The sequence below is a fragment of the Paenibacillus salivarius genome, from assembly GCF_051307165.1.
In the GTDB taxonomy this organism is placed as follows: domain Bacteria; phylum Bacillota; class Bacilli; order Paenibacillales; family Paenibacillaceae; genus Fontibacillus.
On the sequence record NZ_CP195592.1, the window covers coordinates 1,863,336 to 1,888,954 of the forward strand.

Genomic DNA, 25,619 nt, shown 5'->3' on the forward strand with positions numbered 1-25,619 from the left:
GATAGTATTAAAGCGCTTACTTTTCGCGGTAAAATAAAATCGTGCTTATATGGGAAGCGAAGCTACCATTCCGTGCTTTCCATAAAACGGTAGCCGCGCTTTTGTATGTTTAAGGCAATAATAATAGGCGATACCGGAGCCGGTTTCAAGCTTCGATATGGGTTTGCAATCTCTTTCGGAATTCCGAAGGGGAGCAGTTCATCGTCTTACGGAAAACCCTGATGAAGTAACTGATATTGTCGTAACCTACTTCCAGGGCGATATCCGAAATTTTTCGTTCGGGCTGTCTAAGCAGTTCTGCTGCCTGGCGGATCCGGTAAGAGTTGATGTAGTCCATTGGAGTCTGCCGGGTCATGGACTTGAAAAAACGGCAAAATTGGCCTTCGCTCATCGGAACGAGCGCAGCGAGCTCGGACAGGCGGATCGGATGCTCGTAATTATGCTGGATATAGTGGATTACGGTTTTCAACCGATCGATTTTGAACGATTCGCTCCGGTTGCTGGCAGTGCGGTTGCAGGTTTTTCCCTGGGTCGCCAATTCCGATAGCATCAGGTATAGATGACCCTTGACGGCACCTTCATAACCGGAAGATTTCTCGCTGCAGCTCTTCATGATCACCGCAATGTGATCCAGCAGGCTGATTTCAAAGGGTTCCTCCTGACGAATATGCCGGGGGAATGTCGCTTTTCTTTCTTGCAAAGGAAGAATTAGATTTTCCTGTACGGCATCATAATGGGCGCTTGCCAGCAAATTCGTGTCAAATACGAAGGAGAAGAAAGTGCAACCCTCTTCACCGTGAGCATGGGCGGCATGGATATCGCCCCCATCGACGAAGACGGCTTCGCCTGCCTTGACCGGGAAATAGTCGGTATCGACCTGAAACAGCGTTTCCCCTTGCAAGCAATAAAAGATTTCAGCCTCTTCGTGCCAATGGCAGTCGATGACGTGTTCACCCGGACCGTATCCGTACCAATAGGTCCCAAAAGGGAGATGCTCGGTACCGTGAGCTTTGACTTCTTTGAGGGAACGACGTAGTGCTTGGTCCATTTCAAGATCACCTCATCAATATAGTGTTATATTATAGCTTGATTATGTTAGAATGTTTTCTTTTTAATCAGTATAATGCAAGTGTAAGTGGATTTACAGTATAAAAAGATACGTTTAGCGAAAGGCGGTATATTACCCATGAAATTTACCGATGGAAACTGGTTAATCCGCGACGGATACACGATTTCTCCCGCGGTTCAGGCTTACGACTTTATGGTCAAAGATCATACATTAATCGCTTCGGCATCCACGACCCCGCTGCGCGGCCGCGGCGATATGATTAACACTACACTTCTTACGATGCATTTCCATTCCCCGCTGCCTGGCGTTATCGGCGTCAAGCTGGTGCATTTTGCAGGGACGGTCGATCACGGGCCTCATTTTGAATTGGCCCAGGGCGGAGATCATGCGGTCATCACCGAAAACGATGAATACGCGGAACTCAAAAGCGGCGACCTGAGCGTTCGCATCTCCAAAGGCGCGCAGTGGTCGGTGGATTTCTATCGCGGAAACCAACGCATTACCGGCAGCGGCTTTAAGTCGATGGCTCATGTCACGGAAGCCGGTGGCGCAACCTTCATGCGCGAAGAGCTGGATCTCAGCGTAGGCGAGCTCGTTTACGGCCTCGGCGAACGTTTCACGGCCTTCGTCAAGAACGGACAGGTTGTCGACATCTGGAATAAAGACGGCGGCACCAGCTCCGAGCAATCGTACAAAAACATTCCTTTCTATGTAACAAACAAAGGCTATGGCGTCCTGGTAAACGATCCGGGCGGCGTATCCTTCGAAGTCGCTTCCGAAAAAGTCAAAAAGGTACAATTCAGCGTACCGGGCGAATCGATCGAATATTTTGTCATCGACGGCCCTCAGCCGAAGGATGTGCTTGATAAATACACTTCTTTGACAGGCAAACCGGCACTGCCTCCTGCATGGTCGTTCGGCCTCTGGCTGACCACTTCGTTTACGACGAACTATGATGAAGCAACGGTAAACTCCTTCGTGGACGGCATGGCCGAAAGAGATCTGCCGCTTCACGTCTTCCATTTCGACTGCTTCTGGATGCGCGAATTCCACTGGACCGATTTCAAATGGGACGAGCGCACTTTCCCGGATCCGGTCGGCATGTTGAAGCGCCTGAAAGAAAAAGGCTTGAAAATTTGCGTCTGGATCAACCCTTATATCGGCCAGCGCTCCCGTTTGTTCGAAGAGGGCAAGCAAAACGGCTATCTGGTGAAAAAGCCGAACGGCGACGTATGGCAATGGAATTTGTGGCAACCGGGCATGGCGCTGGTCGATTTCACGAATCCGGAAGCTTGCGAATGGTTTGCAGGTTATCTGCGCGAGCTTGTCGACATGGGCGTCGACAGCTTCAAAACCGACTTCGGCGAGCGGATTCCGACCGATGTCGTTTACCATGACGGTTCCGACCCGGTTAAAATGCACAACTACTATACGTACCTGTACAACAAAGTGGTATTTGATGTGCTCGAAGAGAAGCTCGGTAAAAATGAAGCGGCGCTCTTCGCGCGTTCGGCCACGGTCGGCGGACAGAAGTTCCCTGTTCACTGGGGCGGCGACTGCTACGCGGACTACGAGTCGATGGCGGAAAGCTTGCGCGGCGGCCTGTCGCTCGGCTTGGCCGGCTTCGGCTTCTGGAGCCATGACATCGGCGGATTCGAAAACACCGCTCCGGTTCATGTATTCAAACGCTGGCTCCAATTCGGCTTGCTGTCCAGCCACAGCCGTTTGCACGGCAGCAGCTCGTACCGTGTGCCTTGGGCTTATGATGAAGAAGCGGTCGACGTTACCCGTTACTTTACGAAGCTCAAATGCAGCCTGATGCCATACCTTTTCGATGCAGCGGTTTACGCTACTGAGAAAGGGGTTCCGACCCAGCGTGCCATGTTCCTGGAATTCCCGGACGATCCGGCTGCGGAAACGCTGGACCGTCAATACATGCTCGGCGATTCCTTGCTCGTGGCACCGGTATTCAGCGAAGCCGGGGATGTAACCTACTACCTGCCTGAAGGCAAATGGACTCATTTCCTGAACGGCAAGACGGTAGAAGGCGGCAGATGGCTGAAAGAAAACTACGATTTCTTCGGATTGCCGCTCTTCGTTCGCCCGAATTCGATCTTGCCGACAGGCGCGAACAACGTCCGTCCGGATTACGATTTCGCGGACGGCGTAGAACTCGGATTGTACCAGCTTGAGGACGGCGTGAAAGTAACGCGCACGGTCCGCAACATGAAAGGCGAAACCGAGCTTCAAGTTACCGCGGTTCGCGAAGGATCCAAAGTAACCGTGACGGCGGAAGGCGCCGGCAAAGCGTTCAATGTATCGCTGCACGGCATGGGAGATGTCGCTTCCGTACAAGGCGGAGAGCTTAACAATGAAGGAAAAGTGGAAGTCGCATCCTTCTCCGGAAAGATCGAGCTCGCCATTTCCCTGAAGTAACCGTATTGCCCGCAGGATTGAAATAAACTAATATGAATTTATCGCACCGGGCGAATCGGTGCAGCCAGAATATCCCCGCTTGTCAAAGCCGGGGATATTCGGCTTTTTGCGGGAGGTATCGTCATGATTAGAAAAGCGCTGCAAAAAACGAATAATTTAAGGCTCAAGCATAAGCTGATGGTTTCCTATATTGCGGCAGTCATGATCCCTATACTGATTGTGGGCGGAAGCGTGGTCGCCTATTTCCGGGCGCAGGCGATGGATCGGGCGGTCGGGCAGGCGACGAACAACGTGGAGAAGATCAAAACCCAGTTGTCCAACAAGCTGCGTATCCCGATTGATGTCTCGAATACGCTGCTGCTGGACGAGGATTTGGAAAAGATCGTAACCACCAGATACGACAGCGTGCTTGAATTAACGAAAGCCTACCTCGAGTACAACGGGTTTGAGCGGTTTAAAAGGACTTACCGGGAAATTGCCGATGTGCGCTTTTATTACGACAATTCGACTTTGATCAACAATCTGGAGCTTATTCCGATCGATGAAACGGTGAATCAAACCAATTGGTATAAACAAGCGATGGAATCGAAGAGCTTCAACTGGTTCTATCTCACCGACAACAAGTTCAGTCCGACTAAACGGTTGAGCCTGGTCCGGCAGATGCCGCTGCCCGAACACCGTTCCAGCGGGGTTTTGATCGTTTCGCTGGAGCAGGAAGAATTGACCCGCATGCTCAGACAGGAGCCTTTTGAAACGCTGATCGCGGACGAACAAGGGTACGTCGTGGCCGCGAAGAATCCGGCTCTTGTAGGCAAGACTTTGAACAGTCTGGAATATGGCGTGAACCTGGACGAGGTCGTCAAAGGGACGCAGCATACCGAGATTAACGGCGAACCTTCCTATATGGTGGTGGACGAGCTGATCCCCGAAAAGAGCGGGAACGGAATTAAAATCATCTCCGTCTTCAGCAGCGACTCCATCGTTAAGGACGCGAACCGGGTGAGTATATTGGGACTGGCCATCATCCTGCTTGTTTTGCTGATCGCACTCGTCTTCGTTTATATCGTATCGTTTTTAACGACGAACCGCCTGCTTCGGCTCAGCCGCCATTTGAATCGGCTTGCCCTTGGCGATTTACATGTCGTATCCCGGATCGACGGCAACGATGAAATCGGACAGCTGTCCCGGCAATTCAATTACATGGTAGAAAGCATCCGTACGCTGATGAATCAGGTCGTTGAGAAAACGGAACAGAACAATGCGCTGGAAATTGCGCAACGGGAAATCAAACTGAAAATGCTGGCCAGCCAGATCAATCCGCATTTTTTATTTAATGCCCTGGAATCCATACGGATGAATGCTCATAGTAAAGGCGAGCGGGAGATCGCGAACGTGGTTCGCCTCCTCGGCCGGTTGATGCGAAAAAATCTCGAGGTAGGCCGGGAGAGAACGCCGCTGAAAGAGGAAATAGAAATGGTGCGTTCTTATCTGGAAATCCAGAAATTCCGCTATGAGGATCGTCTGCGGTACAACATTTCAATAGATCCTTTGGCCGACGGTATCCTTGTTCCGCCGCTCATCGTCCAGCCATTGGTCGAAAATGCGGTCATTCACGGGGTGGAAGACAAAGAAGACGGTGTGGAAGTGTCGGTACAAATCGAATTACACGAAAACGTGGTCGAGATCATCGTGCGCGACAACGGGTTAGGCATGACGGAAGAACGGCTCGCGGAAGTGGTAAGGTCCATTTCAGCTCCCGACGAGCGCGGAAACAACCGGATCGGATTAAGGAACGTTCATCAAAGATTGGTGCTCTCCTACGGAGAGGAACACGGACTAAAAATTTCCAGCCAACAAGGGGTTGGAACGGAAATTTCGTTCACGATTCCGGTCAATGTCTAATTTTTATATGGCAGGCTGTCGAGAAAGTCTCGACGGCCTTCTTTTGATTCAATTAATTTAAGACGGCACCGCGTTAATGTTGTATAATATATGTAACTACTCATGAACGGATGGTGTTTTTGGTGCTGAGATCTAATCGGGAAAAACAACAAAGCTATGAATTCGTTTCGATCGAAGAACTGGTTCCACAAGATCACTTGCTGCGTAAAGTAGACAAGTATATCGACTTCTCTTTTATTGAAAAAAAGGTTCAGCCCCTGTATTGTGCGGACAATGGACGCCCGGCCATTGATCCAGTCATCCTGTTTAAGATGATTTTTCTCGGCTATTTTTATGGCATTCGCTCCGAACGCCAGTTGGAACGAGAGGTTCAAACCAATTTGGCTTATCGTTGGTTTTTGGGTCTGGGCCTGACCGATAAAGTCCCAGACCATTCGACGATTAGCTGGAACCGGCGAACTCGCTTTAAGGATACGGATATTTTTCAAGAGATCTTTGATGAAATCGTTCTCCAAGCCATTTCACATAAAATGGTGGGCGGACGCGTACTTATCACCGATTCGACTCATGTGAAAGCCAACGCCAACAAGCACCAATATACCAAGCAGGAAGTTCTGCAAAACACCAAGGACTATATTGACGAACTCAATGGAGCCGTCACGGAGGACCGTAAAGCGCATGGAAAAAAGCCCTAAAAGAGCGAGAGGAAGTGAGTGAAACCAAGGAAATTAAAGTGAGCACCACAGATCCAGAGAGCGGCTATATGGTTCGTGACGGAAAGCCAGAAGGGTTCTTTTATCTCGACCACCGGACGGTGGATCTCAAATACAATCTCATTACCGATGTCCACATCACGCCGGGAAATGTCCATGATTCGGTTCCGTATTTATCTCGTTTAGACCGTCAGAGAGAACGTTTTGGTTTTCGAGTAGAAGCTGTAGCGCTGGATTCGGGTTATTTAACGACGCCGATTTGCCGTGGTTTACAAGAACGAAAAATTTTTGCAGTGATTGCACACCGGAGATTTCACCCCAAGCAAGGCCTATTTCCGAAGTGGAAGTTTATTTACGACGCCGAAAACAACACTTATATCTGTCCAGCAGAGCACCGTCTGACATACCGGACGACCGACCGAAAGGGTTACCGACAGTATGCGTCGGACCCGGAGCATTGCAAACAATGTCCTATGCTTGCGCAATGCACTCATTCCCGTAACCACCGAAAGGTGTTGACCCGTCACGTATGGGAGGACAGCAAAGAGTGGGTACGAAACAACCGGCTGAGCCGTGACGGCAAACAGTTGTACCGCAAACGAAAAGAAACGATTGAGCGAAGCTTCGCGGATGCCAAAGAGCTCCATGGGTTTCGCTATTGCCGTTTACGCGGATTGGCTAACGTCAAAGAACAAGCTTTGATGACGGCCGCTGTGCAGAACATGAAGAAGATGGCGATCCATCTGGATCGCCTGGAAAAGTGGGGATGATCCCCTCTTTATAAACCTTGAGAGTACACTGCAAATAAAAAAGAGAAACCCACCGTCTCAAAGACGTGGGTTTCTCGACAATCTGAATTTTTATATGGTTTTGTTCGAAATCTGTCGGGTATTTCGGATCCCCTCCCTCCTATATCATAAAGGTATAGAAAAGAAGGGGGGATTGGACAGATGGAAACGCTATCAGCGAGCTCCGAGACTAGAAATGTAAGCGTATCCCCTGAACCGCGGAAGAAGCGGAAGGAAGGATTTTGGAAAAGTATAGTCCGGCAGAAATATTTGTACCTGATGTCCTTGCCATTCGTTATTTGGTGTTTTGTATTCAGTTATTTGCCTGTGTGGGGATGGACGATGGCGTTCCAGAACTACAAGCCGGCCAAGTCGTTTTCGGATCAGAAATGGGTCGGTTTTAAAAACTTCGCAGAACTGTTCCAGGATGAAAGATTTTATCTCGTATTAAGAAACACACTCGCCATGAGTGGTCTGGGTTTGGTTTTCGGGTTTATCGTTCCGATCTTTTTCGCGGTATTCCTGAACGAACTTCGCGGTACGGTTTTCAAACGTACGGTACAAACGGTTTCCTACTTGCCTCACTTTGTTTCCTGGGTCGTGGTCGGAGGTATCATTACTAAGATGCTGTCCACTGACGGCGGGATCGTGAATGATCTCCTGGTGAACCTGAACATTATTAATGAACCTATACAGTTTATGGCCCAAGGCAAATGGTTCTGGGGAATTGTAACCAGTGCCGACATTTGGAAGGAAACGGGCTGGAACGCGATTATTTATTTGGCAGCGATTACAGGAATCGATAAGGAGCTCTATGAAGCTGCCCGCGTCGATGGCGCCGGACGTTTCAGACAAATTTGGAATATTACGCTTCCGGGGATCCGGACTACGATATCGGTATTGTTGATTATGTCGATCGGTCATTTGATTGGTATCGGCTTCGAAAAGCAGTTCCAGCTTCAAAATGCGCTTGTCAAAGACTACTCGGAAGTATTGGACTTGTATGCATTGAATTACGGTATCAATATCGGGCGATTCTCGTACGGTACCGCGATCAGTATGTTCACCTCTGTCGTGAGTATCATATTGCTGCTAACGGCAAACGGAATTATGAAGAAGACAACGAAAGAAAGCATTATGTAGGGGAGGGGAAAAGATGGCAGCATCAAAAGCTTTTAATGCAACCAGGGCTGAAAAGATTTTTGATATCACCAACTTCATTATCATGGGGATTATCATGATCATCACATTGTATCCTTTCCTGAACGTGCTTGCGATTTCGTTAAACGATTCGGTAGACACAGTTCGCGGCGGCATCTATCTTTGGCCTCGTGATTTCACTTGGGAGAACTACAGTACGATTTTCAGCTATACAGGGCTTATTCAAGGCTTTAAAATCACCATTCTTAGAACAATTGTAGGTACTTTGCTGGGCTTGGTCAGTTCGTCGATGCTGGCTTATACGTTAAGCCGTCAGGACTTCTCGGCGAGAAAATTTGTTTCTACATTTCTGGCTTTCACCATGTATTTCTCCGGCGGCTTGGTTCCAACGTACATGCTGATGCGTCATCTCGATTTGATCGGTACGTTCTGGGTTTATGTCCTTCCGGGTATTGTGAGCGCATTTAACGTGTTTATCATTCGTTCCTTTATCGACGGCTTGCCGTATGCCTTGCAAGAATCGGCAAAGCTGGACGGAGCGAACGACTTCAAGATTTTCTATAAAATTATTTTGCCTCTTTGTAAGCCGGTTCTCGCGACAATCGCGTTGTTTCTGGCAGTGGGGCAATGGAATTCCTGGTTTGACACTTACTTGTATAACGGAAACAAGACTCATTTGACCACTTTGCAATATGAGTTAATGAAAGTGCTTGCGAGCACCAACCAAGGTTCGGCGATGAGGAATGCAAATGACCTGGCGAACCAAATGGCTCAGGTCTCGCCGGAGTCGATTAAGATGGCGATTACCATCGTTGTAACTGTTCCGATCCTCTTCGTATATCCGTTCCTGCAAAGATACTTTGTGTCCGGTATGACGTTGGGTGCTGTTAAAGCTTAAATCTCATGCATGTAACCTCTGCGTTCCGCCAAGCTTGTCGAAGTTTCGCGGAACGCAAAAAAAGATGGAAGAACCTATTTTTAATCCATCGATTGAAAGCCCTTTCTTGAAGGGGTTGCAAGGATTTCCATTCGGTATAAACAGGCTGAGCCTGCTATACAATACAGTTTAAAATTATTATAGGGGGAAAGTAGACATGAATTGGAAAACTCCAAAAACATTTGCTGCTCTTTTGCTGGCAACGACCCTGCTCATCGGCGGATGCGGTAACTCCGGCAATGAAAAGGCTTCTGGCGGCGGCAACACGGGCAACAAAGGCACTACAGAAAATTCGCAAGCTGCGGATTCCAAGGACCCGATCACTTTCACATTCTTTGGTGCGGATGCAAGCCCTAACTGGAATAACATGCAGGACGAAGTAGGGAAAGTCATTACTGAAAAAACAGGCGTCACCCTTGAAGCCGAATTCGACGTAGGCAGCGGCGGCGGCGAAAACAAAATTGCATTGATGACGGCGAGCGGAGACGTTCCGGACTTGATTTTTGCAAAAGGCGAGCTGTCCAATTTGATTGACGCAGGTCTTGTTATTGATCTCACGGACCTGATTGAAGAGCATGGCCCGAACATTAAAAAGGTCATCGGGGACAACATGAACCGCATGAAATACAGCAATGACGACCCGGCAATTTATTCGATCACCACAAACGGCGGGGTAGACAATCAGTATTTCGATGCAACCGGCGGTTTTGAAATCCAGCAGCGCGTCCTGAAAGAACTGGGTTATCCGCAAATCCGGACTGTAAAAGATTTTGAAAACGCATTAAAACAATATGTTGAGAAAAACCCGACTACGGACGGACAACCTACGATTCCGCTTTCCCTGAATGCGGATGACTGGAAAATCATGATCACTGTTACGAACCCTGCCTTCCTGGCAACAGGTGCTCCTGACGATGGAGAATACTTTGTAGATCCGGAAACTTATGAGGCAAAATTGCATTACAAACGTCCGGAAGAGAAAGAATACTTCCGTTGGTTGAACCATATGTACAATGAAGGTCTTCTGGACAAAGAAACATTTGTTCAAAAAGATGACCAATACAAGGCAAAAGTAGCCAGCGGTCGTGTCCTTGGCCTGATCAGCCAAGAATGGGAATATCAAGATGGTGAAAATGCGCTGAAGACGGCGGGTAAAGACGAATTTACTTATGCTCACTTGCCTGTTACTTTGACTGAGGAATACAAAGACCGTTCCTTCCAAAGTGTAGGTGTTGACGGATACGGTATCGCAATCACTACGGCATGTAAAGATCCGGTTCGTGCTATTCAATTCATCGATTGGCTCGCATCTGAAGAAGGTCAAGTGCTCAGAAACTGGGGTATTGAAGGCAAACATTACACTGTTGATGAAAATGGACAACGTGTAGTCCCTGCAGACATTCAAGACAGAAAAGTCAATGACGCAAATAACTTTGCAAAAGAAACAGGTATCGGACAGTACAGAGTACTTGCACCTTGGTATGGCGATGGTGTGAAGGACTCCACTGACAACTATTACACAACGAACTTCCCAGAACAAATCGTTGCAGGTTATACGGAAGCTGAAAAAGAAACTTTGAAAGCTTACGGCGCAACGACTTGGAAAGACTTGTTCCCTAGCGAAGATGAATTCCCTGTAAAAGAGTGGGGCGCATTGTACAACATGCCGGTTCCTACGGATGGGGACTATCAAGTGATTTTCCAAAAAACACAAGATATTATTCGTAAGAAAATTCCTGAAGCTGTACTGGCTAAACCAGACCAATTCGACAAGATCTATGACGGCTTCATTGCCGAACTGAACAAAGCCGGCGCAGAAAAAATGGAAGCCGAGTTTACAGAGCTTGTGAAGAAGAGAGTATCGTTGTTCACCGGCAAGGACGTTCAATAATCTTTGAATGGCCCGAGAAATTGAATAGAATGAATTGGAAAAGGCCCGTGCATTCTTCGGGCCTTTTCTCTTAAGTTTGAAGTCGCGGAGGGATATGAACATGACAGAAATGAAGATTCCGGGCACACCGTGGAAACTTTGGTACAATCAGCCCGCTTCCCGCTGGGAAGAGGCTCTGCCGGTCGGAAACGGGCGGATTGGCGGCATGGTTTTCGGAGGGGATCGGACCGAAGTCGTCGCGCTGAACGAAGACACGCTTTGGTCCGGCTTTCCGCGGGATACCCAAAATTACGATGCGATCCGGCATTTGAATAAGGTCCGGGAACTGATATTTCTTGGGAAATATAAAGAAGCGGATAACCTGGCCAAGGAAAAAATGCTCGGACGTCGAACGGAGTCCTATCAACCATTAGGAGATCTGAAGATAGAGCATCACGGCGAAGCGGCCACCCGTGATTATGTCAGAGAACTGAATTTGGAAACAGGAACGGCTGCGGTTACGTATAGCCGGGGAGGATCCCGTTTTACCCGGGAAATATTTATTAGCGCCGTCGATCAGGTTTTGGCCATCCGCTACCTGTCGGAATCCGATGAACCGTTGCAATTGTCGATCACGCTGGATTCTCCGCTGGTTCATATGACGGAGGATGTCGCTGCAGAGGGCGGACTTCGGATGAGCGGACGGGCGCCGAGTCATATTGCCGACAATTATATGGGCGATCATCCGCAATCGATTTTATACGAAGAAGGGTTAGGGATGTCCTTTGTTGCGGAAGCGCGGATCTTGCAGGATGGCGGGACCGTTGCCTGGAATCAAGGACTTGCCAAAATAGACGGAGCCAAATCAGTAACCATTCTGCTTGCCGCAGCAACCGATTTTGCCGGATACGGCGTTATGCCGGGTAGCGGACCCGAAGCATCGCCGGCGGAAAAATGCCGACCTTTATTGGATGCGGCCGTTCGCATCGGGTTTGAAGAATTGCGGCGCAGGCATACAGCGGAACATCAAAGCCTGTTCGGGCGCGTGGATCTTAGTCTGGGGGAATCCGATACTGCGGTATCGCTGCCGACGGACCAACGCCTTAAACGTTATCAAGCCGGAGAAAGCGACCCGATGCTGGAAGCCCTATATTTCCAATATGGGCGTTACTTGCTGATGGGAAGCTCCAGACCGGGCACGGAAGCCGCCCATTTGCAAGGCATTTGGAATCCTCATATGCAGCCGCCATGGAACAGTAACTATACGACGAATATTAATACGGAGATGAACTACTGGCCTGCGGAGGTATGTAATTTAAGCGAGTGCCACGAGCCGTTGTTCGACCTGATTCGGGATCTTAGCGTAACCGGGGCGAGAACCGCACGGATTCATTATGGTACCCGGGGTTGGGTGGCCCACCACAATGTCGACCTATGGAGAATGTCCACGCCGAGCGACGGAGACCCGAGCTGGGCCTTGTGGCCGATGGGCGGAGTCTGGTTATGCAGGCATCTGTGGGAGCACTATGTTTTTACACTGGATAAATCATATTTGCGGGAAACGGCGTATCCGTTGATGAAGGGCGCCGCGGAATTTTGCCTGGATTGGCTCGTGCCTGCACCGGACGGCATGTTAGTGACGGCTCCGTCAACCTCCCCGGAAAATAAATTTTTGACGGAAGACGGGGAGTCTTGCAGCGTATCCGCGGGTTCGACGATGGACCTCTCCTTGATCAGGGAATTGTTTGGCCATTGCATTCAAGCGGCCGATCTTTTGGATGCCGATTACGACTGGGCTCGAATGCTCGAAGCGACATTGGAGCGTATGGCCAAACCGGAAATCGGTCCGGACGGACGCCTTCGCGAGTGGAGAGAAGATTTCGTTGAAGCCGAACCGGGACATCGGCACGTATCCCATTTGTATGGGCTGTATCCGGGCGATGCCATTACGCCGGAGGATACTCCGGAATTGGCGGAGGCTGCGCGCAAGTCGCTAGACGCACGGATCAGCAATGGCGGAGGCCATACGGGCTGGAGCTGCGCCTGGCTGATCAACCTGTATGCCCGGCTCGGGGATGGTGAAGCGGCCTACCGGTTCGTGCATACGCTGCTTGCCCGTTCCACCTATCCGAATCTGTTCGACGATCATCCGCCGTTCCAAATTGACGGTAATTTCGGAGGTGTCGCGGGGATTGCCGAAATGTTGTTACAAAGCCATCGTGCCGGAATCCACCTGCTGCCCGCGTTGCCGGAAGCGTGGCCCACAGGGCGTATCAGCGGCTTAAAAGCAAGAGGCGGATATACTGTCGGTATCTCTTGGAAAGAGGGGCGACTAGAGGAGGCGCGCATTACCGCTTCGCATAGCGGTCAATGCACGGTACGCTACAACGGAAAGCGCATCCGCGTTTCAAAAGCGGACGGAACCGCCGTTCCCTCGGAAGAAGGACGCTTCCAGGCAGTGACGGGCGAAACGTATGTCATTTCGGCCGACTAATGCAGTTTGCGGAATTGCTGAGGCGTGAGCCCCGTATGCTTTCGAAATGTAGCCACAAAATGGCTTGCATCCCGAAAGCCTGTTTCTCCAGCGATGGCCGCTACGGTAAGGTTCGGAACACCGGCCAGGCGCTCCTTGGCTTTATGAATCCGCATTTGGACCAGATAGGCATAAGGGGAAAGTCCGAACGTGGATTGAAAAAGCTTGCTGAGATGACGGCCGGAAATGCCGAGCACGCCCGCCAGATTGTCCAGTCCGATGTCCGGATTGCCGTAGTGCTGCTCCATCCATTCGAGCAGATGCTCTAATTTTTCCATATTCCGAGTGATCGAGATCTGGTTGCTTTCTTGTCCGTATTTGCTTAACAGCCCCAGAAAACGGTACGTATCGGCGGAAGTCTCCAAGCCGAATAAATCATGCTCGCTTTCCAGTTTTTCAAGCATCGTTCCGAGCAATAGAGCGAGCGGCGAGTTCGGTTCCCAACGGAACAGGGCGGGCTCCCGAATCGCGAATGCGGACAAAATTTGGCTTGCGGTTTCGCCGCCGAAGGTCAAGTAGTAGGTACTCCATATTTTTCCCTGGGGGGACTCATAGGAATGGGGCATCCCGGGGGGCAGCAAAAAGCCGCTGTGCGGTTCCAGCATGACGGTTTCGCTGCCATACGAGAGTTTTCCGGCTCCCGCTTCCGTTTGGATCCAATGGTAACAAGGGTATCCTTCGGGGCGGGAGATTTTTTCTTGGTTCGGATTATAACCGACGCTGTCTACCTGAAGAGGAAGGTGAGGGTTTCCGGAAGGCGAAAACACGAAGCGGCGGAAGGTCAGGGGTTTCATGAGGGAGTCTCTCCTTTATTCTGTTCCATATTTTTATATCCTAAGTCGATAATATTATATATAAAGGGACTGAATTGCATCTTACAATGGATATATAATTATATCACATACAAAGGATGTGTAAGCAGTGATCAACGAAAAGCTGCCCAAAATATGGTATGGCGGAGACTATAACCCCGAGCAATGGGATTCGGAAATTTGGAAAGAAGACGAGCGGATGTTCAAGCTGGCCGGCATCGACGTGGCCACGGTCAATGTATTCTCGTGGGCTTTGAATCAGCCGGATGAGGATACTTATGATTTTGCCCAGCTCGACGAGACGATGGACCGCTTGTACAAAAGCGGAGTCTATGTCTGTTTGGCTACCAGCACGGCGGCTCATCCGGCATGGATGGCCAGAAAATATCCGGATGTCACCCGGGTGGACGTGCAGGGGAGAAAGCGGAAGTTCGGCGGACGGCACAATTCCTGCCCTAACTCGCCTACTTACAGGAAATATTCCGTCCGTATGGCCGGAAAGCTCGCGGAACGCTACAAGGATCACCCGGGTCTGCTGATTTGGCACGTATCCAACGAGTATGGCGGTTACTGTTACTGCGACAATTGCGCTGCGGCTTTCCGTACCTGGCTCAAGGAACGCTACGGAACGCTGGATGCGTTGAACAAAGCCTGGAATACCCGGTTCTGGGGACATACCTTTTACGACTGGGAGGATATCGTTCCTCCGAGCGAGCTGAGCGAGGAATGGGGCGGCAACCGCACGAATTTCCAAGGCATCTCGCTGGATTACCGCCGATTTATGTCCGACAGCCTTCTGGAATGCTACAAGCTGGAGCATGAAGAAATCAAAAAGCATACGCCGAACGTTCCGATTACGACCAATTTGATGGGCTTTTACCCGGAGCTCGACTACTTCAAATGGGCGAAGCATATGGATATCGTGTCTTGGGACAACTATCCGTCCCTGACGACCCCTGTGAGCCATACGGCAATGACGCATGATCTGATGCGGGGGCTGAAAAGCGGGGATCCGTTCATGCTGATGGAACAAACGCCGAGCCAGCAAAACTGGCAGCCGTATAACTCCCTGAAACGTCCCGGTGTCATGCGATTGTGGAGTTACCAGGCCGTTGCGCGCGGTGCGGACACCGTCATGTTTTTCCAATTGCGCCGTTCTATCGGGGCTTGCGAGAAATACCACGGCGCGGTCATCGAGCATGTCGGGCATGAGCACACCCGGGTTTTCCGGGAATGCGCGGAGCTGGGAAGCGAACTTATGCAACTGGGAGATACGCTGCTGGATGCCCGTACGGACGCCAAGATCGCAATCGTATTCGATTGGGAGAACCGTTGGGCTACCGAATTGTCCAGCGGACCGACGATTGCTTTGAATTATGAAAAAGAAGTCCATAAATATTACGATGCTTTGTTCCGGATGCATGTGGAAGCAGATATGGTATCGGTGGAGGAAGATTTCAGCAAATACGAAATCGTCATTGCTCCGGTGATGTACATGGTGAAGCCGGGCTTTGCCAAAAAAGTGGAGGAGTTTACGGCGAACGGCGGCACGTTCGTGACGACGTTCTTCAGCGGCATCGTCAACGAAAACGATATTGTGACGACCGGCGGTTACCCTGGCGAATTGCGCAAGGTAATGGGCATCTGGGCCGAAGAAATCGATGCGCTTCTGCCGGAACAGAAGAACCAGATCGTGATGAAAGAGGGCTGGGGACAGTTAAAAGGGCAGTACGAATGCGGTTTGCTCTGCGATCTGATCCATTCCGAAGGCGCGGAAGTGCTCGCGGAGTACGGCTCCGATTTCTATAAAGGCATGCCGGTTCTTACCGTAAACCGTTTCGGCAAAGGCCGGGCCTATTATGTGGCAAGCAGCCCGGAAGATGCATTTTTGCGGGGCTTCCTTGAGAACCTTTGCGAGGAAAAGGGAATCCGGCCGCTGCTGGATGCCCCTGCGGGCGTGGAAGTGGCGCGCCGGGTGAAGGACGGCAAGGAATTCCTGTTCGTGCTCAACCATAATGCCGAGGACGCCGGTGTCGAAATCGGCTCCGAAGGGATGAAAGACCTTCTCGCAGGCAAGGAAGTGAAGGATTCCGTCACCGTTCCGGGCCGCGGCGTCATTATTCTGGAAAGCAAAAGATCTTAAGCAGTTTTAACGCAAACCGCCGGTTTCTGTGAAGAACCGGCGGTTTTTTGCAGGAATTAGGGCATGCATTGGATAATACCAAATGGTTAAAGGAAATGGATGGAGGGATGCGGATGGATAACGCAATAAAGCGGCAATTGAATCCGGGAGAATTGGCTGCGATAGTTTCAAAGGCGTTCGGGTCCCGCCGTTCGATAGAGGAAGTACATGAGCTAAAGGATGGATGGTTTAACTCGGCGTACGCACTTTTGTTGAACGACGGAACACGTGCCGTGTTAAAGGCGGCTCCCGCCGAGGAGGGGGGAATGATGCGCTACGAGCGCCATGTGATGCGTACGGAAGTTGAAGTACTCCGGCTGCTGAAGCGTACGGGTGAGGTTCCGGTGCCGGAGGTTTATTATTACCAGGCTGCGGACAGCGGGGTAGAATGCTTTCTGATGGAACATTTGCCGGGGACTCCGTATAACAAAGTCAAGGCGGATCTCCCGAAAGAAGAGAGGGAACAAATCGAGCGGGAGCTTGGGAGCTACAACCGCCGGATCAACGAAATCCGGGGCGAACGGTTCGGTTACTACGCGCTGGAGGAACAGCAGGGCAGCGACTGGGCGGATGTATTTACGGAAATGGTGACGGGCATTCTTGCCGATGCCAAAGACAGATCCGTAACTTTGCCGGCGAGGGAGGAGGAAATCATAGCGCAAGTAGAGTCGCACAGGGAAAGCTTGAAGGAAGTAGTCCAACCCTCTTTGGTCCATTGGGATTTATGGGACGGAAATGTGTTCGTCGCGGAAGGCCGGATTATCGGACTGATCGATTGCGAACGTGCGCTGTGGGGAGACCCGTTGATGGAATATTATTACCGCGGTCTGGCCGGTGAAGTCCCGGCTTTTCATGAAGGTTACGGGAAAACGGAGTTTTCGGAACGTGAAAAAGAGCGACTGGGCCTGTACGACCTTTACCTTGCATTGATCCTGCATATCGAATGTACATACCGGCAATACGGCGATCAAGATTATATCCGCTGGGCGGCTAGCCATCTCACGCAGACCTGGGAAAGCTTAAAGAGCGCTCGAGCATGAAGAAGGACTATTCTTTCGTATCTTTTTGCGATACGGAAGAATAGTCCCTTTTTTTATAAAAACAGGTTAGCTCCGCTCCAGAATGGTGTTCAAGGTAGTCCGGTCAAGACCCTTCACCAGCTTGATCAGCAGTTCTTTTGCCGCTGCGTAATCGTCCGTGTGGATGATCGAGGAAGAGGTATGGATATATCGGGAGCAAATCCCGATGACCGTCGACGGAACGCCGATTCCGCTCAAATGGACCTGGCCTGCATCGGTGCCGCCCGGCGAAACGAAATATTGATACTTGATTTTGTTCGTATCCGCCGTATCCTGAATGTATTCCACCATGCCCCGGTGAGTAAGCATCGTCGGATCGTAAATCCGCAGCAGCGCGCCTTGCCCCAGTTGGCCGAACGCGCGCTTATCGCCGGTCATATCGTTGGCGGCGCTGGCGTCCAGGCCGAAGAAAATATCCGGCTGAATCAGATTCGCCGACGTCCGCGCGCCGCGGAGGCCAAGCTCTTCCTGCACGGTAGCCCCGCAATACAGCGTATTCGGCAGCTTCTCTCCATGCAGCGCTTCCATCAGTTCAACCGCGAGTCCTACGCCGTAACGGTTGTCCCAGGCTTTGGCCATAATCTTCTTCGGGTTGACCATCGGCGTGAACTCGCAAATCGGTACGATTTGCTGTCCAGGCCGAACGCCGGCGGCTTCGGCTTCCTCGCGGCTGTCCGCGCCGATATCCAGGTACATCGTCTTGATGTCGACCGGTTTGCTGCGTTGGGCTTCGTCCAGCAGGTGGGTAGGAATCGACCCGACGACACCGATAATCCGGCCCTTCGGGGTAATGATTTGCAGACGCTGTGCCAACACGGCTTGGCTCCACCAGCCGCCGAGCGGCTGGAAGTGTACCATGCCATTGTCCGTAATGCCCGTCGTCATAAACCCGACTTCGTCGAAATGGCCTGCCACCATGATCTTGGGACCTGCATCGTCGCCGCGCAGCACGCCGAATAGGCTGCCCAAGCGGTCCTGTACGAATTCGTCCGTGTATTCGGACAACCGCTCCTTGAACCATCCGCGAAGCTCGCGTTCGAAGCCCGGAGCGGAAGGAAATTCCGTCAAATGCTTAAACAATTCCAATGTTTTACTGTTCATATCAGTCGTTCTCTCCTTTCCATCATTATTTAGTATGTACCAGCTTGAAAGGAATGTCCATTTTCATCGTATTCTGTGCAAAATCCGCAGAGCAGCAAGCACGGGAGCGTTTCGTCCGTCATATACTGCAGCAAAAGTTCTGCCCCGAATGCATCGGAGGCAAGGAGGCAATCCGCGATGGAACGGTATGCGAAGGACTGGATTGTGATATTGCTTTTGTTCATCCTGCTGGTGATTATCCTGCAATATCTGTAGTCCGATGATGAGTACGCTTTGGGCGGCGTTATTCCGCAAGGGATGGACGCCGCTTTTTTTGCCGTCTTCGCATATGACGGAGCATCCACATAACAAACGGAAAAATGACAAATAATGAATCCATCCACTCAACCTGTATAGGAGGGATGGCATTTGCCAGCCAAGACAAAATCCGGAGCCAGAGTGAAGCTCAATTCGATGTCGCTGACCGAAAGCGATTATCAGGAAATCGCCAAAAAACATAAACCGAAGCCGAACATCTTCGGAAATTGCCTGAAGGCGTTTCTTGTCGGAGGGCTGATCTGCCTGATCGGGCAATGCATCCAGCAGTTGTTCATGACCTACGGGCACATGACGTCCAAGGAAGCGAGCAGCCCGACGGTCGCTGTGTTGATCATCATTTCCGTCATCCTCACTTCGTTCGGAGTGTACGATAAAATCGCCCAATGGGCGGGTGCCGGATCGGCCGTACCGGTTACCGGGTTCGCGAATTCCATGTGCTCTTCGGCGATCGAATCGAAAGCCGAAGGCCTGGTACTCGGGGTTGGGGCGAATATGTTCAAGCTGGCGGGTTCCGTCATCGTGTTTGGGGTCGTCGCCGCCTTCGTGGTAGGGATCATCCATGTCATTTTCGGCTTGGGAGGCGTGCATTAATGGTGCTGATCGGTTCCCAGACCTGGGAATTCAAATCGAAGCCGGCCATCGCCGGTGCGGCGGCAGTCGTCGGACCGGAGGAAGGACAAGGCCCGTTATCGTCCGATTTTGATTTTATCTACGATAACCTGGAAATCGACGAGAAAACTTGGGAGAAAGCCGAACGCAAGCTGCTGGAACACGCTTCCTCGCTTGCGTTAATCCATGCGGGCATTTCGCGGGAACAACTGCAGCTGTTTATCGGCGGGGATTTAATGAACCAGATCATTAGCGCGACTTTTGCCGCACGGAAAATAGGCGCGCCGTATCTGGGCGTATTCGGGGCTTGTTCGACCTCGATGGAGAGCCTGGCATTGGCTGCGCTCACCGTGGATGCGGGGGCCGCGAATTATGTCCTTGCCGGAACGGCCAGCCATAACTGCACCGTTGAGAAGCAGTTCCGGTATCCGACCGAATACGGATCGCAAAAACCGCCGACAGCCCAATACACCATCACCGGTGCCGGCGCTGCGGTCGTCAGTTCGGAAGGAACCGGGCCCCGGATTACCCATGCGACGATCGGCCGAATTCAGGATCTCGGCGTGAAGGATCCGTTTAATATGGGGGAGGCGATGGCTCCGGCCGCGGCCGACACGCTCGTCGCCCATTTCCGGGATACCGGGCGGGGACCGGAAGATTATGACCTGATCGTAACCGGGGATTTGGCTACGGTCGGACATGCCATTGTAAAAGATGTGTTGAACAAAGATGGGGTCGATATGGCCAGGACGAGCTTTAACGATTGCGGCCTCATGATCTACGACCGGGAGAAGCAGCCCTATGTCTTTGCGGGAGGCAGCGGTTGCGGGTGTTCGGCTGTCGTCACCTATGGGCATATTTTGAAAAAGATGAAAAAAGGAGAGCTGAACCGGGTGCTGATTGCGGCCACGGGAGCGCTTCTCTCCCCGCTGTCTTACCAGCAGGGAGAAAGCATTCCTTGCATCGCGCACGCGGTGGCTCTGGAAAGGGAGGACAGCTAATCATGATATTTCTGTGGGCTTTTGTCGTCGGAGGGTTGTTTTGCGTTGTCGGTCAAATTATGTTCGATGTGTTCAAGTTAACTCCGGCCCATACGATGAGTACATTAGTCGTGATCGGCGCAGTCATGGATGCGTTCGGGATATATGATCCGCTCGTCAAGTTCGCCGGTGCCGGCGCATCGGTTCCGATCACCAGTTTCGGGAATTCGCTGGTACACGGCGCGTTGACCGAGCTTCAGCGGGACGGCTGGATCGGCGTCATTACCGGCATTTTCGACGTGACCAGCGCGGGTATTTCCGCGGCGATCATCTTCTCGTTCCTTGCGGCTTTGGTCGTTCGTCCGAAAGGATGAATGCTTCATACGGACTGTATCTCCAGGAACCTTCAGCCGAACGGCTGAAGGTTTTTTCGTGCAGTGTACTTACCTATCCAACATCATGTACAATAGGAAGAAATATGATAAAGACACCTAAGATGCACCAGGACGAACAAATATCTGGAGGGATGGCCGTGCCCGTAAATGAGCAATCGATGCAAGCATTGAACGCCGTGAAAGATAATTTGGAATCATGTATTTTAGGAAAATCATTTGAAATCAAACTGCTGATGACCGCCCTGCTTGCCGGGGGGCATGTTCTCATTGAGGACGTACCGGGAACGGGGAAAACCCAATTGATCAAGGCGCTCGCAAAATCGATCAACGGAGAATACCGGCGGATTCAGTGCAATCCGGATATTTTGCCGAGCGATATTACCGGCGTCTCGGTGTTCCACCCGCATGAAGAACGTTTTGTGTTTCGTCCGGGGCCGGTGATGACGAATATATTGCTCGCCGACGAGATTAACCGGGCGACGACCAAAACCCAATCCGCCTTGCTTGAAGTGATGGAGGAGCGAAACGTGACCGCGGACGGGGTAACCTACCCGCTTCCGCATCCTTTCATGCTGTGCGCCACCCAAAACCCGATCGATTTCGAAGGAACCTACATGCTTCCGGAGGCTCAATTGGACCGGTTTATGCTGAAGATCGGGATGGGTTATCCCGATGCGGCCACCGAAAAATATATGCTGCACTCCCACAGCCAGGGGCAGCCAGCCGATCGTCTCGAGCCCGTGACGGATATGGAAAGCATCGCCGAAATTCAACGAGAGATTCGGGATGTTTATATCAGCGACCTGCTGTCGGATTATTTGCTCGACATCGTGCGGCGCACGAGGGAGCATGACGCCGTACTGCTGGGCGCTTCGCCGCGGGCTTCCCTCGCGTATCTGAACGCTGCCAAAGCGTTTGCTTATTTGCATAACCGGCATTACGTCATCCCTGACGATCTGAAAATACTGGCTCCGTATGTGCTGAGCCACCGGATCTTGTTACGCCCCGAATCCCGATTGGATAGCATGAATAGCGGCCATGTGATACAGCAAATATTGCGGCAGGTTCAAGTGCCGGTTTCCGCGGGGCGGTAATGATGCGCGACATGAAGGGACTTCTCAAATCCGGGTTGTCATCGTTTAATTTTTGGAAAGCGGCTTCATTTTGGCTCATATGTTTGTTATACGTTTTGTTTCAAGGCGGCAAAACCTCGGTCATGGTGTTCGCGATGGCGACGCTGCTCGTCATTTATTGGATGATGGGAGGACTTGGCGGAATCAAGCGGGTCAAGGGGGATCGGAGCCTGTCGCTGGAAGGGGATCGGACCGGGCTGTTGAAAGCCGGGAGCCAAGTCCAAGTAAGGCTTCAGGTCAAGACGCCGCGCTTTATCCCGCTTCCTTTTATCGTGGTCAGGGAGCATTTGCAGCGGCATAACGGCGACTCCTGGATTTTTGAGGATAGCATCGTTCCGCGCTTTAATCAGGAGACCGTCCTGGAATACCAAACGCCGCCGCTTGAGCGGGGGAAATATGTGTTTTCCGGTACCGATTGTTATGCGGAGGATATCTTCGGATTGATGGAGCACAAAGGTTCGTTCCAATCCGGCGGGGAATTCCGCATCCTTCCCCGGACCGTATTCATCCCCCATTGGCAGCTGCAAAGCCGGAATTCGAGATCGGCCGGTCCCGAAACGGCGGTATCCGTATCGCGGCGCGAAACGACGCAGATCAACGGGGTACGCGACTATATATACGGCGACCGTCTGTCGCGGATTCATTGGAATGCCACCGCCAAGACGGGGACATGGAAGTCGAAGGAGTTCGAGCACGAGTCGTTGCCGAAAACGGTGATCGTGCTGGATGCCCACTCGATCAGCTATGTCCAGCCTTCCCAGTTCGAAGTGGCCGTTTCCGTCGCCGCTTCCCTGCTGGAATACGGGGCGAGGGAACGAATCAGCATGGGTCTATGCACTCTGGGCAAAACGTGTCATGCCTTTGCTCCGGCCGAAAGTTATTTGGATCGGATGCAGATGCTCCATCATCTGGTCGATATTAACGCGGATGGGTACGGCGCGTACAAGAATAAGCTGGAGGGCAAGCGGGATTGCTTTCCGCCAGGGGCATTCTTTATTCTGATCAGCCCGCTGACGGACCAGAATATGCTCGAAATGATGCGCTTTGCGAAATCCCGCCAAATGACGCCATATCACATTCATATCGGCTTTCAGGGGCAGCAGGCTTACCGCCGGGGACCTTGGAGGGCGGCGCTCAGGGAACACGGCATGAAGGGGATTTCCGTGGATTCCCTGCGTGAGCTGCCCGCCGCATTGGGAGGAGGTGGCGGAGCATGAAAACAGCCTTTCACCGGGCCCCATATTCCTGGTATCGGATCATATCGGTATTATGGCTGGTCATCATTGCTTTTCAGTGGATCGACTATACGGAGCCGATCTGGTTTAAGCAGACGACCGCTCTCGTGACCTTTACCTTGCTGTCGGTTGCCGCAATTGAGCTGCTTCCGCTGGGAAACGTTTGGCGGTGGGCGCTTAAAACGATTGCGGTGTTGGCGGTTTGGCGGATCGTTCTCGTCGGCTATGGCATATACACGCCGGAGGGCCGATGGATTCCCGATCAGCTGAACGGGATGGCCGAGCTATTTTCGCCATATATGTGGTTTTCTCTGATAGCTTGGGGAGCCTTTGAGTTGTCCTTGGAATTCGCGGCGGGAAAGAAACGGATTTTGTTCTTTTTGGGAAGCAACCTGGCTGCTTTCGTATCATTGGATTCATTCACATCCTATTATTTATGGCAAAACGTTGCCTGGACGGTATTCGCCGGGCTCGGTTGGCTAGCCAGCCTTCATTTCAGGGAATTTCAGCTTAAATATCCGAACGGGTGGAGCAGGCTGCGCAGCCAGCCGCTGAGGGTGGCCGCAAACGTGCTTGCCATTTTCGCTTGCGTCCTGCTGGTCGGTATCAGCATGCCTTCGGTATCACCGGTGCTGACGGACCCGTACACCGCTTGGAAGAACCGCAATAATGATGCTGGCGGCGGGGGCGGCGCGGTCTCCGCGCCGGCAGCCGCCTCGGCTGCGCAAGCCGTGGTGGCGGTTCCCGACGAGGAGATCGTTTCGGGGTACAGCCGGGACGATACGGAGCTTGGCGGCGGGTTCGAATTCAGCTACAGCCCGGTCATGCTGGTCGATTCTCCGGTCAGATCGTATTGGCGGGGGGAGACGCGCAGGGAGTATACGGGCAAAGGGTGGGCAAGCGTAGGCCAAGAGGGAGGCCGGAGTTTTAAAGGGATCATCGGAGTTTCGACGACCGGCACGCTTGAAGGACCGAGGGCCTCCAAAACGGAAATGATGGAGGTTGTTCAGACGGTCACCATGCTGAATGAAGAAGTTTATCCTGTGCTGTTCGGCGCTTATGCAATGAAGCAAGTGGAATTGCTGGATGATGATATCCTTGCGGCAGACATGAGCTGGACCAACGAGCAAGCGGAGCTGTTCTGGAACGGAGTGGCAAGCCGGAAAGATACTTCGGATCGTCTTTATCCGCACCAATATAAGGTTGTATCGGAAGTGCCTGTGGTTCCTTTGGAGGAGATTCAGAAAGCAAGCCTGGATGAACTGTATCCGTGGGAAGGGAGCCGTGATCCTAATTATCTGCAAATCCCGGATGATTTTCCCGTCCGGGTCCGGGAACTGGCCGAACAGATTACCGCCGAAGGGGAGACGCCATATGCAAAGATGGAGCTCTTGCGGGATTATTTAAGGCAAAATTTCGAGTATACGAATAAACCGGATCTGTCCCGGAGAAAAAGCGAAGACTTTGTAGAAGGATTCCTGTTTGAGATCAAGCAAGGGTATTGCGATTATTTCTCCACTTCAATGGTCATGATGGCCCGGTCGCTCGGAATTCCCGCTCGATGGGTCAAGGGCTACGCTCCCGGATCGCAGCCGGATCCCGAAGCGTTTATGCGGGCCCCGGAGGAAATGATGGGATACCGGGTTAATAATGCGGACGCCCATTCCTGGGCAGAGCTGTATTTTGGCGAATACGGATGGATTCCGTTCGAGGCCACTCCGGGATTTGATGCGCCGGTGATGTATAAACAGGGCGAAAATGTGGTTACCTTGGCCGATATCGAAACTGCGTCGGACGTAAAAACCGCCGAATCCGAATCCGGTTTGTTCGGTGGGCTGAATTCGGACACCCTCCGGACCATCCTCCTGATCCTTATTGCGGGCATCCTGGTTTGGACGGCATACCGTTTTCGTTCGGAACTGGTTTTCGGATTTTACCGGCTGCAAAAGGGAAGGCCATTAACCTTAAGCGAGAAGGCTATTTTGGAGACGAAACGCATCATGCGGAAACTGGCGAGAAAAGGCTTCAAACGGAGCGGGGACGAAACCGTACGGGAAGCCTTCGGACGATGGAAGCTGGAGGACCCGAGACTGGCGTCATCCCTGGACAGTTTGCTTCGGGAATTCGAACGGGCAAGCTACAGTCCGCAGGAATTTACGCAAAATCAATGGAAAATCGTGAAACAGATTTCCGGTAAATTGACGATGGCGCTTCAGACAAGGCATTCTGCGGCTGATCGAACATCGCCGTCGTACAAAGAAACGAAATCCTAGCGCATTCCCCGGTGGTTGCACCGGGGACATTTTCTTTTTTAAAATATAAATATGTTGCGCGGACAGAATATGGTATAGTTTGTCGTATGAAAC

18 protein-coding genes are annotated in these 25,619 nt (G+C 51.6%); 15 read left to right on the plus strand and 3 right to left on the minus strand.

The genetic code is table 11. The features are described 5' to 3' along the window. Positions 1-145: 145 nt before the first annotated feature. Positions 146-1,048: an AraC family transcriptional regulator gene (locus tag ACSFXJ_RS08255; protein WP_435924693.1), complete on the minus strand. Its 903-nt coding sequence runs from the start codon at positions 1,046-1,048 to the stop codon at positions 146-148. Positions 1,049-1,186: 138 nt separating this feature from the next. Here ACSFXJ_RS08255 and yicI point away from each other — a divergent pair, with 138 nt between their 5' ends. From yicI to ACSFXJ_RS08290, 7 genes are all read left to right on the plus strand, one after another. Next, complete coding sequence (gene yicI / locus ACSFXJ_RS08260; RefSeq protein ID WP_435924694.1) at positions 1,187-3,505, plus strand: alpha-xylosidase; 2,319 nt, start codon at positions 1,187-1,189, stop codon at positions 3,503-3,505. A gap of 123 nt (positions 3,506-3,628) precedes the next feature. Further along, entirely contained in the window at positions 3,629-5,407 is a 1,779-nt protein-coding gene (locus tag ACSFXJ_RS08265) for a sensor histidine kinase (RefSeq protein ID WP_435924695.1), read from the plus strand. Positions 5,408-5,529: 122 nt separating this feature from the next. Then, a protein-coding gene (locus ACSFXJ_RS08270; protein WP_435921350.1) for an IS1182 family transposase occupies positions 5,530-6,890 on the plus strand; the annotation gives its coding sequence in 2 pieces (ribosomal slippage) (positions 5,530-6,100 and positions 6,100-6,890; 1,362 coding nt in all). A gap of 180 nt (positions 6,891-7,070) precedes the next feature. Continuing rightward, positions 7,071-8,051, plus strand: coding sequence for an ABC transporter permease (locus ACSFXJ_RS08275; protein WP_435924696.1), 981 nt, complete (start codon positions 7,071-7,073; stop codon positions 8,049-8,051). A gap of 13 nt (positions 8,052-8,064) precedes the next feature. Continuing rightward, complete coding sequence (locus ACSFXJ_RS08280; RefSeq protein WP_435924697.1) at positions 8,065-8,967, plus strand: carbohydrate ABC transporter permease; 903 nt, start codon at positions 8,065-8,067, stop codon at positions 8,965-8,967. Positions 8,968-9,163: 196 nt separating this feature from the next. Continuing rightward, positions 9,164-10,897 carry an ABC transporter substrate-binding protein gene (locus tag ACSFXJ_RS08285; RefSeq protein ID WP_435924698.1) on the plus strand — a complete coding sequence of 578 codons (1,734 nt, stop codon included), beginning with the start codon at positions 9,164-9,166 and terminating at the stop codon, positions 10,895-10,897. Positions 10,898-10,997: 100 nt separating this feature from the next. After that, the gene (locus tag ACSFXJ_RS08290; protein ID WP_435924699.1) at positions 10,998-13,370 is read left to right on the plus strand and encodes a glycoside hydrolase family 95 protein; all 2,373 of its coding nucleotides are present in this window, start codon (positions 10,998-11,000) and stop codon (positions 13,368-13,370) included. On the opposite strand, the gene ACSFXJ_RS08295 is transcribed toward ACSFXJ_RS08290, so the two are convergent. Then, complete coding sequence (locus tag ACSFXJ_RS08295) at positions 13,367-14,203, minus strand: AraC family transcriptional regulator (RefSeq protein ID WP_435924700.1); 837 nt, start codon at positions 14,201-14,203, stop codon at positions 13,367-13,369. The genes ACSFXJ_RS08290 and ACSFXJ_RS08295 overlap by 4 nt on opposite strands. A gap of 127 nt (positions 14,204-14,330) precedes the next feature. Between ACSFXJ_RS08295 and ACSFXJ_RS08300 the strand changes: the two genes are divergently transcribed. Both ACSFXJ_RS08300 and ACSFXJ_RS08305 read left to right on the plus strand, forming a co-directional pair. Then, positions 14,331-16,364 carry a beta-galactosidase gene (locus ACSFXJ_RS08300; protein ID WP_435924701.1) on the plus strand — a complete coding sequence of 678 codons (2,034 nt, stop codon included), beginning with the start codon at positions 14,331-14,333 and terminating at the stop codon, positions 16,362-16,364. A 113-nt stretch (positions 16,365-16,477) separates the two neighbouring features. After that, entirely contained in the window at positions 16,478-17,443 is a 966-nt protein-coding gene (locus ACSFXJ_RS08305) for a phosphotransferase family protein (protein WP_435924702.1), read from the plus strand. A gap of 66 nt (positions 17,444-17,509) precedes the next feature. Here ACSFXJ_RS08305 and ACSFXJ_RS08310 read toward each other — a convergent pair whose 3' ends face one another. Then, on the minus strand, positions 17,510-18,583 hold the full coding sequence (locus ACSFXJ_RS08310; protein ID WP_435924703.1) for a M42 family metallopeptidase: 1,074 nt from the start codon (positions 18,581-18,583) through the stop codon (positions 17,510-17,512). 408 nt (positions 18,584-18,991) lie between these two features. Here ACSFXJ_RS08310 and spoVAC point away from each other — a divergent pair, with 408 nt between their 5' ends. From spoVAC to ACSFXJ_RS08340, 6 genes are all read left to right on the plus strand, one after another. Then, on the plus strand, positions 18,992-19,492 hold the full coding sequence (spoVAC, locus tag ACSFXJ_RS08315; protein ID WP_435924704.1) for a stage V sporulation protein AC: 501 nt from the start codon (positions 18,992-18,994) through the stop codon (positions 19,490-19,492). Continuing rightward, the gene (gene spoVAD / locus ACSFXJ_RS08320) at positions 19,492-20,511 is read left to right on the plus strand and encodes a stage V sporulation protein AD (protein ID WP_435924705.1); all 1,020 of its coding nucleotides are present in this window, start codon (positions 19,492-19,494) and stop codon (positions 20,509-20,511) included. Before spoVAC ends, spoVAD begins: the two co-directional genes overlap by 1 nt. A 2-nt stretch (positions 20,512-20,513) precedes the next feature. After that, positions 20,514-20,864 (plus strand): stage V sporulation protein AE, encoded by a 351-nt coding sequence (gene spoVAE, locus ACSFXJ_RS08325; protein WP_435924706.1) that lies wholly within the window; start codon positions 20,514-20,516, stop codon positions 20,862-20,864. Positions 20,865-21,022: 158 nt separating this feature from the next. Next, a complete protein-coding gene (locus tag ACSFXJ_RS08330) occupies positions 21,023-21,979 on the plus strand; it encodes an AAA family ATPase (RefSeq protein ID WP_435924707.1) in 957 nt (318 codons plus the stop codon). 2 nt (positions 21,980-21,981) lie between these two features. Continuing rightward, entirely contained in the window at positions 21,982-23,235 is a 1,254-nt protein-coding gene (locus ACSFXJ_RS08335) for a DUF58 domain-containing protein (protein ID WP_435925714.1), read from the plus strand. After that, on the plus strand, positions 23,232-25,526 hold the full coding sequence (locus ACSFXJ_RS08340) for a DUF4129 domain-containing transglutaminase family protein (RefSeq protein WP_435924708.1): 2,295 nt from the start codon (positions 23,232-23,234) through the stop codon (positions 25,524-25,526). Before ACSFXJ_RS08335 ends, ACSFXJ_RS08340 begins: the two co-directional genes overlap by 4 nt. The last annotated feature ends 93 nt before the right edge of the window (positions 25,527-25,619 follow it).